Source organism: Kitasatospora sp. NPDC056076 (assembly GCF_042266305.1).
GTDB lineage: Bacteria > Actinomycetota > Actinomycetes > Streptomycetales > Streptomycetaceae > Kitasatospora.
In genome coordinates this window covers 1-11,683 of sequence record NZ_JBHJWG010000088.1, presented here as the reverse complement: position 1 = coordinate 11,683, position 11,683 = coordinate 1, and the positions used below count along the sequence as shown (strand labels likewise).

9 protein-coding genes and 1 pseudogene are annotated in these 11,683 nt (G+C 74.5%); 9 read left to right on the top strand and 1 reads right to left on the bottom strand.

The features are described from left to right. Window positions 1-129 precede the first annotated feature (129 nt). Window positions 130-1,077 (bottom strand): ferritin-like domain-containing protein, encoded by a 948-nt coding sequence (locus ACFC1T_RS37425; protein ID WP_375897005.1) that lies wholly within the window; start codon window positions 1,075-1,077, stop codon window positions 130-132. A gap of 304 nt (window positions 1,078-1,381) precedes the next feature. Here ACFC1T_RS37425 and rimP point away from each other — a divergent pair, with 304 nt between their 5' ends. The 9 genes and pseudogenes from rimP to ACFC1T_RS37380 form a co-directional block, all read left to right on the top strand. Continuing rightward, a complete protein-coding gene (gene rimP, locus ACFC1T_RS37420; RefSeq protein ID WP_375897002.1) occupies window positions 1,382-1,921 on the top strand; it encodes a ribosome maturation factor RimP in 540 nt (179 codons plus the stop codon). 53 nt (window positions 1,922-1,974) lie between these two features. Beyond that, window positions 1,975-2,976, top strand: coding sequence for a transcription termination factor NusA (gene nusA / locus ACFC1T_RS37415; protein WP_375896999.1), 1,002 nt, complete (start codon window positions 1,975-1,977; stop codon window positions 2,974-2,976). A 76-nt stretch (window positions 2,977-3,052) separates the two neighbouring features. Further along, the gene (locus ACFC1T_RS37410; protein ID WP_188306572.1) at window positions 3,053-3,346 is read left to right on the top strand and encodes a YlxR family protein; all 294 of its coding nucleotides are present in this window, start codon (window positions 3,053-3,055) and stop codon (window positions 3,344-3,346) included. A 231-nt stretch (window positions 3,347-3,577) separates the two neighbouring features. Further along, window positions 3,578-6,739 carry a translation initiation factor IF-2 gene (infB, locus tag ACFC1T_RS37405; protein ID WP_375896996.1) on the top strand — a complete coding sequence of 1,054 codons (3,162 nt, stop codon included), beginning with the start codon at window positions 3,578-3,580 and terminating at the stop codon, window positions 6,737-6,739. Between the two features lie 135 nt (window positions 6,740-6,874). Continuing rightward, a complete protein-coding gene (locus ACFC1T_RS37400; protein ID WP_030311386.1) occupies window positions 6,875-7,171 on the top strand; it encodes a DUF503 domain-containing protein in 297 nt (98 codons plus the stop codon). Between the two features lie 153 nt (window positions 7,172-7,324). Next, complete coding sequence (rbfA, locus tag ACFC1T_RS37395) at window positions 7,325-7,765, top strand: 30S ribosome-binding factor RbfA (protein ID WP_375896992.1); 441 nt, start codon at window positions 7,325-7,327, stop codon at window positions 7,763-7,765. Between the two features lie 2 nt (window positions 7,766-7,767). Beyond that, entirely contained in the window at window positions 7,768-8,871 is a 1,104-nt protein-coding gene (locus ACFC1T_RS37390; RefSeq protein WP_375896990.1) for a bifunctional oligoribonuclease/PAP phosphatase NrnA, read from the top strand. Window positions 8,872-8,915: 44 nt separating this feature from the next. Then, on the top strand, window positions 8,916-9,845 hold the full coding sequence (gene truB / locus ACFC1T_RS37385; protein WP_375896987.1) for a tRNA pseudouridine(55) synthase TruB: 930 nt from the start codon (window positions 8,916-8,918) through the stop codon (window positions 9,843-9,845). Between the two features lie 240 nt (window positions 9,846-10,085). After that, a pseudogene (locus tag ACFC1T_RS37380) lies at window positions 10,086-11,683 on the top strand (hypothetical protein); the annotation flags it as partial.

The following is an 11,683-nucleotide window of genomic DNA, read 5'->3' as shown; positions in this document are numbered from 1 at the left end:
GTCTGAAAATCACCCGTTACGCCGCTCTCCGCACCCACCCCCTCCACCGCCCCCTCCCGCAGCGCGTCCCTCTCGCCTTGGGCGGGTGGTGGGGGAGGGGAGGGGGTGCTGTGGGTGGGGTGGTGTGGGTCAGGACTGGGTGGGGGTGGGGAGGGGGGTGGGGATGCCGGGGAAGGGGGTGTCGGGGGCGCCCCAGCGGTGGGCGCGGAGGGTGCAGTCGCGGAGGGCGGTGGCTGCGGTGGGGCGGTGGGGGGCGGGGAGGTCGGCGACCAGGTCGGCGTAGACGGTGGTGAGGCTGGTTTCCAGGTGGGCGGCGAGGTTGGTGGCGGTGGTGGGGTCGGTGACGGGGAAGGGGAGGCGGTAGCCGCCGGCGGCGGGGGTGGGGGTGGCGCCGAGGGTGGTGACGAGGCGTTGCCAGGCGTCGCGCTGGGACTGGTGGGCGGCGTAGGCGGTGCGGGCGTCGGTGCGTTGCTGGTCGTCGGGGAGGTGGGCGCCGACGACTCCGTAGCCGTAGACGGCGGCGTGTTCGGCGCTCAGGGCCTTCTGGAGGGCGGGGAGGGGGGTTCCGGGGGTGGTTGTTCCGGGGGTGGGGCTCAGGGTGGGTTGTTCGACGGGGGCGCCCAGGGCTGTGGCGTGCAGGGTGTTGGCGGCGGACACCGAGGCGAGCAGGCGGGCGAGGGGCGGGCGGGCGGCGGCGAGGTCGGAGAGGTGGGACTGGGCGGTTCGGTGTTCCAGGGCCGCCAGGGTGGCCGGGGTGGTGGTGCTGCTGGGGGTGGGCGTGGCCGGGGGTGTGGAGGTGGTCGGCAGGCCTTGGGCGAGGGCGGCGCGGTGTTGGACGGTCTCGGCGCGGAGGGTCTGCAGCAGGGGGGTGCGGTCGCCGGGGGTGGTGAGGAGGGTGTCGTAGGCGGCCAGCAGGGTGTCGGTGGCGGCGACGGCGCGGAGGCGGACGGGGTGGTCGGTGTCCGGGCCGGAGGCCTTGGGGTCGGGGGGTGTGGCTCCGTCGGTGCCGGTGGTGCAGGCGGCGGTCAGGGTGATCAGTCCGAGGGCCAGGAAGGTCCGTCGGCTGGGCGGCTGCATCGGGGTCACTCCGGAGCGGGTACGGGAGGGCGGCCTCCCCTGCCTGCCCTCGTTGGGCTGAATCTTCGCAGAACCCCCACGATTGCGGGTGGTGTCGGGGGGTTCGGTGCGGTGGGCGGGGTGGTGTGAGCTTGCTCGCAGTGGGTGGCGTGCGACCGGTCGGGGGAGGTCCGGAATCGGTGGTTCGCGGCTTCACCGGCTAGGCTTTGGGCCGAGCTGCCGTGACCCGGTGTGCGTCCCGCGGGGCGCGGAGGGCACGGGGCGACCTCTGACAACAGCAGACGCGGCCGAGGAGTCCACCCGGATGAGCACCACCCACACCGACCGGCTGCGCGCGTTGCTGGAGCCGCTGGCCGTCCAGGCCGGACTGGACCTGGAGGACGTCAAGGTCACCAAGGCGGGCAGCCGTCGGCAGGTGCAGATCGACGTCGACACCGACGGCGGCGTGGACATGGACGCGATCGCCGAGTTCAGCCGGGTGGTCGGCGAGGCCCTGGACGCCTCGGACGTCATGGGGGACGAGCCCTACCTGCTGGAGGTCGGTTCGCCGGGCGCGGAGCGCCCGCTCGAACTGCCCCGGCACTGGCAGCGTGCGGAGGGGCGGCTCGCCAAGGTCCACCTGGTCGACGGCGGGGAACTGGTCGCCCGGGTGCTGGAGGCGGACGAGGACGGCGCGCTGGTGGAGGTGCAGCCGGTGAAGGGGCGCGGCCGTCCGAAGGAGCGCCGGCTGGAGTACGTCGAGGTGGCGCGGGCCCGGGTCCAGGTCGAGTTCAACCGCAAGGACGACGAGCAGCTCCTGGACGAGGCCGCCGACTTCGACGAGGGGGACGACGGCGCCGAGTGATCCGGCCGCCGTACGACCATCATGAACGTGACGAAAGACGAGGAGGCGTAGCCGTGGACATCGACATGAGTGCCCTGCGCACGCTGGTCAACGAGAAGAACATCCCCTTCGACCTGCTGGTCGAGTCCATCGAGTCAGCCCTCCTCACCGCGTACCACCGCACCGAGGGCTCGCGCCGTCGCGCCCGGGTGAACCTGGACCGCAAGAGCGGCCACGTCACCGTGTGGGCCATGGAGGACCCGGCGGAGCTGGACGAGGGCGTCGAGCCGAAGGAGTTCGACGACACCCCGAACGGCTTCGGCCGGATCGCGTCCAGCATCGGCATCCAGGTGATGATGCAGCGCCTGCGCGACGCCGCCGACGACCAGACCTTCGGCGAGTACGCGGGCAAGGAGGGCGACATCGTCACCGGTGTCGTCCAGCAGGGCAACGACCCGAAGAGCGTGCTGGTCGACATCGGCAAGCTGGAGGCCATCCTGCCGCCGCAGGAGCAGGTCCCGGGCGAGGACTACCGGCACGGCACCCGGCTCAAGTGCTACGTCGTCGCGGTGCGCCGCGGTGTCCGCGGGCCGTCGGTGACGCTGTCGCGCACCCACCCCAGCCTGGTGAAGAAGCTGTTCGCGCTGGAGGTCCCGGAGATCGCGGACGGCAGCGTGGAGATCGCGGCGATCGCCCGTGAGGCCGGCCACCGCACCAAGATCGCGGTCTGGTCGCGCCGGGCCGGGCTGAACGCCAAGGGCGCCTGCATCGGTCCGATGGGCTCCCGGGTGCGCGCCGTGATGGGCGAGCTGCACGGCGAGAAGATCGACATCGTCGACTGGTCCGAGGACCCGCGCGAGATGGTCGCCTCCGCGCTGTCCCCCGCACGGGTGACCAGTGTGGAGATCGTGGACCTCGCCCAGCGCTCCGCCCGGGTGGTCGTGCCGGACTACCAGCTGTCCCTGGCGATCGGCAAGGAGGGGCAGAACGCCCGTCTGGCCGCCCGTCTCACGGGCTGGCGGATCGACATCCGGCCGGACACCGAGGGCCAGGCCGAGGAATCGGCGGACCGGTAGTCAGCGTTGTCCCCGGCGTCCCCGCCGGTCCTCCGGGATCTATGGGGCGGCGCCATGTCGCTTCGGAGGGGTAGACTTGCCTTCGTCTGGCCGGACGCACGTCCGAGCACGCCCGGAACGCACCTGCGTGGGCTGCCGCAAGCGAGCGGCCAAGCACCAGCTGTTGCGTGTCACGGCGGTCGAGGGCGTCTGCGTCCCTGACCCCCGTGGCGCACTGCCGGGCCGGGGCGCTCACCTGCACCTCGATCCGGCCTGCCTCGACCTCGCGGTCCGCCGTCGGGCGTTCCCCCGGGCCTTCCGCCTCCAGGGAACGCTCGACACGGAGCGGCTCCGCGGGTTCATCGAGGAGCGGGCGGGCGGCGCCTCCTGAGGCGGGCCGCCCCCCGTGACGACCGCCGCTCATCGCGGCGGAGAACCACCGCAACAAGCACAGCGCTCGGGCAGCCGCGCGCTGTGCCACCAGTCAGGTACCTCGCGATGTGGAAGTAGGTCGAGATTGCGATGAGCACTCGATGAGTACGCGATGAGTACGCGATGGGTACGCCCATGAAGTAGCGACAGTCCGGCGGACGAGACCCCCGGACTCATAGACAGGAGTGAAGTGGCTAAGGTCCGGGTTTATGAACTCGCCAAGGAGCTTGGCTTGGAGAGCAAGGCCGTCATGGCCAAGCTCACCGAGCTCGGTGAGTTCGTCCGTTCGGCGTCCTCGACGATCGAGGCGCCGGTCGTGCGCAAGCTGACTGACGCGCTTGGTGTGGCCCCCACTGGTGGTGGCGCTGCCAAGCCTGGCCCGCGGAAGCCCGCGGCGCCCCAGCCCGCGGCAGGTGCCGCGGGTGCACCCAAGCCGGGTGCCCCGACCCCGGGTCCGCGGCCTGCCGCGACCCCTGGTCCCCGTCCGACCCCGGCCGCTGCGGCTCCCGCCGCGCCGGCCGCCCCCGCGGCTCCGGCCGCCCCGGCCGCCTCGCGTCCGGGTGCGCCGACTCCGGGCCCGCGCCCGGCCGCGCGTCCCGCCGCTCCGGCGGCCCCGGCCGCGCCCGCGGCCGAGTTCTCCTCGCCGGCTCCGGCCGGTGCCGACGCCCCGCGTCCGGCCACCCAGGCCCCGCGGCCGAGCGGCCAGGGCCAGGCCTCCGGCGGTGCCCGTCCGGGCCCGCGTCCGGCCGGCCCGCGTCCGGGCAACAACCCGTTCACCTCGGGCAGCGCGACCGGCATGGCGCGCCCCGGCGACCGCCGTCCGGGCGCGCCGGGTGCCCGTCCGGGTGCTCCGGGTGCGCAGGGCGGTGACCGTCCGCGTCCCGGTGGCGACCGTCCGCGTCCGGCCGGTGCTCCCGGTGCTGACCGTGGCGCCCCGCGTCCCGGTGGCGACCGTCCGCGTCCCGCCGGTGCTCCCGGTGCCGACCGTGGCGCCCCGCGTCCCGGTGGCGACCGTCCGCGTCCCGCCGGTGCCCCGGGTGCCGGTGCGCCGCGTCCCGGTGGCGCTCCGCGCCCCGACGGCATGCCGCGTCCGGCCGGTCCGCGCCCCGGCGCCCCGTCCCCGTCCGGCATGCCGCGTCCGAACCCGGGCATGATGCCGCAGCGTCCGGCTCCGGGCCCGCGTCCGGGCCCCGGCGGCCGTGGCCCCGGTGGCCCCGGCGGCCGTCCGGGTGGTCCGGGTGGCGCCGGTGGCGCCCGTCCGGGCTTCCAGGGTCGTCCGGCCGGTCCGGGCTCGCGTCCGGCCGGTGGCGGCGGCTTCGGCGGTCCGCGTCCGGGTGGCGGCGCCCCCGGTGGTGGCGGCGGCTTCGGCCCCCGTCCCGGCGGCTTCGGCGGTCGTCCCGGTGGCCCGGGTGCCCGTGGTGGCACGCAGGGTGCCTTCGGTCGTGGCCCGGGCGGTCGCCCGGCTCGCGGTCGCAAGTCGAAGCGGGCGAAGCGCCAGGAGTACGAGGCCATGCAGGCCCCGTCCGTCGGCGGTGTGATGCTGCCTCGCGGCAACGGCCAGACCGTTCGCCTGTCGAGCGGCGCCTCGCTGATGGACTTCGCGGAGAAGATCAACGCCAACCCGGCCGCGCTCGTCTCCGTCATGTTCAACCTCGGTGAGATGGTCACCGCGACCCAGTCGGTCTCCGACGCGACCCTCGAGCTGCTGGCCGGCGAGATGGGCTTCCAGCTGGAGATCGTCAGCCGGGACGACGAGGACCGCGAGCTGCTGGAGTCGTTCGACATCGACTTCGGTGCGAACGAGGGCGACGAGGACCAGCTGGCCCCGCGCCCGCCGGTCGTCACCGTCATGGGTCACGTCGACCACGGTAAGACCCGCCTGCTGGACGCGATCCGCAAGTCCAACGTGGTGGCCGGCGAGGCCGGTGGCATCACCCAGCACATCGGTGCCTACCAGGTGGCGACGATCGTGAACGGCGAAGAGCGCCCGATCACCTTCCTCGACACCCCGGGTCACGAGGCGTTCTCCGCCATGCGTGCCCGTGGTGCCAAGTCCACCGACATCGCGATCCTGGTGGTCGCGGCCAACGACGGCGTCATGCCGCAGACGGTCGAGGCGCTCAACCACGCCAAGGCCGCCGGTGTGCCGATCGTGGTCGCGGTCAACAAGATCGACGTCGAGGGCGCCGACCCGACCAAGGTCCGCGGCCAGCTGACCGAGTTCGGTCTGGTGGCGGAGGAGTACGGCGGCGACACCATGTTCGTCGACATCTCCGCGCGCCAGGGTCTGAACATCGACCAGCTGCTGGAGGCCGTGGTCCTGACCGCGGACGCCTCGCTCGACCTGCGGGCCAACCCGGAGCAGGACGCGCAGGGTATTGCGATCGAAGCCCACCTGGACAAGGGCCGCGGCGCCATGGCGACCGTCCTGGTCCAGCGCGGTACCCTCCGCGTCGGTGACTCGATCGTCGTGGGCGACGCCTACGGCCGCGTCCGCGCCATGCTGGACGAGAACGGCAACAACCTCGCCGAGGCCGGCCCGTCCCGCCCGGTGCTGCTGCTCGGTCTGACCTCGGTGCCCCGCGCCGGCGACAGCTTCATCGTCGTCGACGAGGACCGCACCGCCCGCCAGATCGCCGAGAAGCGCTCGGCCCGCGACCGCAACGCCGCCTTCGCGCAGCGTCGGGTCCGGGTGTCCCTGGAGGACCTGGACAAGGCCATCGCCGCCGGCTCCATCGAGCAGCTCAACCTCATCATCAAGGGTGACGTCTCCGGTTCGGTCGAGGCCCTCGAGGACGCCCTCGTCAAGCTGGACGTGGGCGAGGAGGTCGAGCTCCGGGTGCTGCACCGCGGCGTCGGTGCGATCACCGAGTCCGACGTCGACCTGGCGATGGGCTCGGACGCCATCATCATCGGCTTCAACGTGCGCGCCGAAGGCCGTGCGCGTACCGCAGCCGACAAGGAAGGCGTGGACGTCCGGTACTACTCGGTCATCTACCAGGCGATCGAGGAGATCGAGAACGCCCTCAAGGGCAAGCTCAAGCCGGAGTACGAGGAGGTGCGCCTCGGCGCCGCGGAGATCCGCGAGGTCTTCCGCTCCTCCAAGTTCGGCAACATCGCCGGTGTCCTGGTCCGCGACGGCATCATCCGCCGCAACACCAAGGCCCGCCTGCTGCGCGACGGCAAGGTCGTGGCGGAGAGCCTCACCATCGAGGGTCTGCGCCGCTTCAAGGACGACGCGACCGAGGTCCGCGAGGGCTTCGAGGCCGGTGTCACCCTGGGGTCGTTCAACGACATCAAGGTCGACGACATCATCGAGACCTACGAGATGCGCGAGAAGCCGCGCGGCTAGTCGGTGTCAACCGGGGTCGGTCGACGGGTGGTATTTCCGTCGACCGGCCCCGGTCTCGCTGTGTAGGGTCCTGGGGTGTCGGCCGGTTCCGCGCCGACATCCCGAGGCCTTCCAGGTCGGCGAGACCTGTCATACATGTTCGTGGGAACACTCACCTTCGACCTGCTGCTGGGCGACGTCCACTCGCTCAAGGAGAAGCGTTCGATCGTGCGGCCGATCGTGGCCGAACTGCAGCGCAAGTACAGCGTGTGCGCTGCCGAGACCGGGAACCAGGACCTGCACCGCCGGGCCGAGATCGGCCTCGCGGTGGTCGCCGGCGAAGCCGGGTACGTCACCGAGGTCCTGGACAGCTGTGAGCGGTTGGTCGCCGGCCGCCCCGAGGTGCAGCTCCTCTCCGCGAGGAGGCGCTACCACAACGACGACGACGAATGAGGACCGTGGAGCCGGTCGGCGGAAGTCGCCGTTCTCACACGGATCAGGACCGAGAGCGCCCGCAAGGCCGGGCGCGGGCCGGTACTTTGGGGCGTGGGCCCCGACGGGTGCGCAGTTCTCCCGGGTACCGGGCCCATTGCACGAGGAGGCAACGTGACCGACACCGCTAGGGCGCGCAAGCTCGCCGACCGCATCCAGGTGGTCGTCGCCCAGACCCTGGAGCGGCGGGTCAAGGACCCGCGACTGGGGTTCGTGACCATCACCGACACCCGGGTGACCGGCGACCTGCGCGAGGCCACCGTCTTCTACACCGTCTTCGGTGACGACGCCGACCGCGAGGCCACCGCGGCCGCGCTGGAGAGCGCCAAGGGCGTGATCCGCTCCGAGGTCGGCAAGATCGGGGTGCGCTTCACCCCGACGCTGACCTTCGTCGCGGACGCGCTGCCGGAGAACGCCCGGAACATCGACGACCTGCTCGACCGGGCCAAGGCCATCGACGCGGCGGTGCGCACCACCGCCGCGGGCGCGACCTACGCCGGCGACGCGGACCCGTACAAGGTCCCGGCGGCCGAGCGTGACGACGAGGACGAGTAGACATGGCGGGTGAGCCGGCGCAGGCCGCCTCGCGAGCCGGATCGACCACGGGGGCGTCCTCCACCAGCACGGTGGAGGGTGCCCTCGCGGCGCTCCCCGGCCCGCGTGCCGAGGAGAGCGGCTTCGAGCTGGTCTGGCAGCAGGTGGTGGCGGAGATCGGGCGGGCCCGCTCGATCGACCTGATCTGCCACATCTGCCCGGACGGCGACGCGCTGGGCTCCTCGCTGGCGGCGGCCCTGGCGCTGCGCGCGCTCGGCAAGCGGGTGCGGGTCTCCTTCGGCGACGACCCGCAGGTCGTGCCCGAGTCGCTGGCCTTCCTGCCAGGCCAGGAGCTGATCGTGCCGGCCTCCGAGGTGCCGGACGTGCCCGAGCTGGTGCTCTGCTTCGACGTCGCCGCGCAGAGCCGGCTGGGGCTGCTGCACGACAAGGCCTTCGCCGCGCCCGTCCTGGTGGTGTTCGACCACCACGCCTCCAACCCGGGCTTCGGCACCCACCAGCTGATCGACCCGACCGCGCCGGCCACCGCCGTCCTGGTGGACGAACTGCTGCGCCGGCTCGGCGTCGAGCTCGACCAGGAGCTGGCCACCTGCCTGTACACCGGGGTCGCCACCGACACCGGCTCCTTCAAGTACCGGGCGACCACGCCCGCGACCCACGAACTCGCCGGGCGGCTGCTGGCCACCGGCATCCGGCACGACCTGATCTCCCGGCAGCTGTGGGACACCTCCTCCTTCGGCTACCTCAAGGTGCTCGCGGCCGCCCTGGACCGGGCCGTCTACGAGCCGGAGGCGGCCGACGGGCTGGGCCTGGTGTGGACCTGGGTGCCCTACCAGGACCTGGCGCTGTTCAGCGTCACCGTCGAGGAGATCGAGGGGCTGATCGACATCCTGCGGCGGCCGGCCGAGGCCGAGGTGGCGCTGGTGCTCAAGCAGGACCCGGACGGTACGCTGCGTGGCTCCTCCCGCTCCAAGGGCGCGGTGGACGTCGCCGCGGCCTGTGGTGAACTGGGCGGGGGCGGGCACGTCTTCGCGGCCGGGTTCGCCGCCCGGGAGGACGTCGCCGCGGTGGTCGAGCGGTTCCGGGGCGCGCTGCGGCCGCTCCACTGACCTTCCCGTAGAGCAACTCCCGCACGTACCGGAGAAAGAACCCGATGAAGCGCAAAGGCACCGGCCCGGACGGCCTGGTGATCGTCGACAAGCCCGAGGGCATCACCTCCCACGGGGTCGTCGCCAAGCTGCGGTGGCTGGCCGGGACCAGGAAGGTCGGGCACGCCGGCACGCTGGACCCGATGGCCACCGGCGTGCTGGTGATCGGCGTCGAGCGGGCCACCCGGCTGCTCGGCCACCTGATGCTGACCGCCAAGACCTACGAGGCGACCGTCCGGCTCGGCCAGACCACCGTGACCGACGACCGCGAGGGCGAGGTCACCGCCTCGGCCCCGGCGGACGGCGTCACCCGGGAGGCGGTCGACGCCGGGATCGCGGCGCTCACCGGCGAGATCATGCAGGTGCCGTCCAAGGTCAGCGCGATCAAGATCGACGGCAAGCGGTCGTACGCGCGGGTGCGCGAGGGCGAGGACTTCGAGCTCGCCGCCCGGCCCACCACCATCCACTCCTTCACCGTGCACGCGCAGCGCGCGGCGGTCGCCGAGGACGGCACGCCGGTGATCGACCTGGACGTGACCGTGGAGTGCTCCTCCGGCACCTACATCCGGGCGCTGGCCCGCGACCTGGGCGCCGGGCTCGGCGTCGGCGGGCACCTGACGGCGCTGCGCCGCACCAAGGTCGGGCCGTACGGGGTGGAGTCGGCGCGCACCCTGGAGCAGCTGGAGGAGTCGGTCACCGGCGACTCCGCCAGCGGGCTGGAGGTGCTGCCGATCGGGGCGGCCGCGGCGGCCGCGTTCCCGCGCTGGGACCTGGACGAGGCCTCCGCGGAGAAGCTGTCGCACGGCTCCCGGCTCAAGGCGCCCGGGCTGGGCGTGGACGGGCCGATCGCGGTGTTCGGGCCGGACGGGCGCTTCCTCGCGCTGGTCGAGGAGCAGGGCGGCCAGGCGAAGCCGGTCGCGGTGTTCGTCGGCTGAGCCGGCCCGTCCGTCGTACCGCAGACCCCCGTCGGGAGCCCTCCCGGCGGGGGTTCCGCGTCCGGTCCCGGGTTCCCCCGGTGGGGTCCTTCACCCGAACGGTGGGCTTCACCCGCACGGGGGAGCGCGCGAGGTGAACCGCCGTGGTGAACGGCGCGGGCGCGGTCGGGGCGCCCCTGCGGGGGGCAGGCTCCCGGCGGCGAGCGGGCGACGGGCCCGCTCGACGGGTGAGGGGGCTCCATGCCGGGGTTTGCGGAGGGCGATCCGGGGCGGTACCTGCTGCGGATCCGCGACCTCAACGGGCGGCTGCACGGCTTAGGGTTCGCCGCCGACCCGCAGGGCTGGGTGCTCACCGCGCACGAGGCCGTGGCCGGCCTGGACCGGCTGGTGCTGCACACCCCCGGCGGACAGACCAGGGTGCTCGGCGCCGACGCGGTGCTGCCGCTGCCCGAGCACGGGCTCGCGTTGCTGCGCACCGACGCGGTCGGCGGGCTGCCCGTCCCGCCGCTGCCGGTGGCCGCGGTGGGCGCCGGGCACGAGGTGCTGCTGCCCGCCCTGACCGGCGAGGACGGCCGGGCGGTGGTGCTGCGCTGCGGACTGCTGGGCGTCGGCGGCGCCGCGTACGGCGGCCACCTGCTGGCCGGGGTGCCGGTGCTGGACGTGCCCGCGGTGGCCGGGGTCGTGGTGCCGGCCGGCTCACCGGTGCTGGACGCCCGCAGCGGCGCGGTGGTGGCACTGGCCGCGCCGGCCCTGCGCGGACCGCAGTACGGGGGAGCGCCGTACGGCGGGGCGGCCGGTTCCGGGCCGTACGGCGGGGCGCTGTGGGCGGTGCCCGCGGGGGGCGGCGCGGTGGTCGCGCCGGCGCTGGCCGAACTCCTGGAGCGCAACGCGGCGACGGTGCCCGGGTACGGCCCGGCGCTGAACCTGGCCGGGGTGCTGCGGCTGACCGCCGCCCAGCTGGCCGCCGCCGGGGCCGGGCCCGGCCGGGTGGCCGGGCTGGCCGCCGACCGGGTGGACCGGCCGGACGGCCTGGCCGGGGACGAGCCGGAGGCGACCGTCACCGCCCTGGTCGGCGCCCCCGGCAGCGGCCGCTCCACCGAACTGGCCGCCCTGGCCGCCCGCCGCTGCGACGGCGCCCGGCCGCTGCCCACCCTCTGGCTGCGCGGCGCCGACCTGCGCGCCGAGGACCGCTCGCTCGCCGAGGCGGTGGAACGGGCGCTGGCCGCCGCCGCGGCCGAGCTCGGCACCCCGGCGCCCGCGCCGGAGCCGGTGGCGGCGCTGTGCGCGGCGGCCGGACGCCCGCTGCTGGTCGTCCTGGACGGCCCCGAGGAGGCCCCGGCCGAACCGGACCCGCGCTGGCTGCGCGGCGCCGGGCAGTGGCTCACCGGCTGCGGCGCACGACTGCTCACCGCCTGCGGCGAGGAGCTCTGGGAACGGCTGGCGGCCGAGCCCTGGGGCAGCGGCGCCGCCGGCGTCCCCCGCCCGGCGGAACCGGGCCCGGACGGCGACCTGGCCAGCGCCCCCACCGTCCGGATGGACGGCGGCGGGCCCGGCACCCCGACCCTGGCCGGGCACCGGCTGGGCCCGCTGCCCGCGGAGGCGGCCGAGCGGGTGCGCCGCCGCTACGGGCTGCCGCCCGGCCGCCCGGCCGCCGCCGAGGACGCCCGGCACCCGCTGGCCGTCCGGCTGGCCGGCGAGCTGTGGGCGCAGGGCCTGCACGACGGGCCGGCGCTGCGCAGCGAGCTGTTCGGCGCCCACCTGGACCTGCGCTGCCTGCGGGTGGCCCAGCGGCTGGCCGAGGACGGCCGCCCGCGCCGCCCGGGCGCCCACCGCCGGGG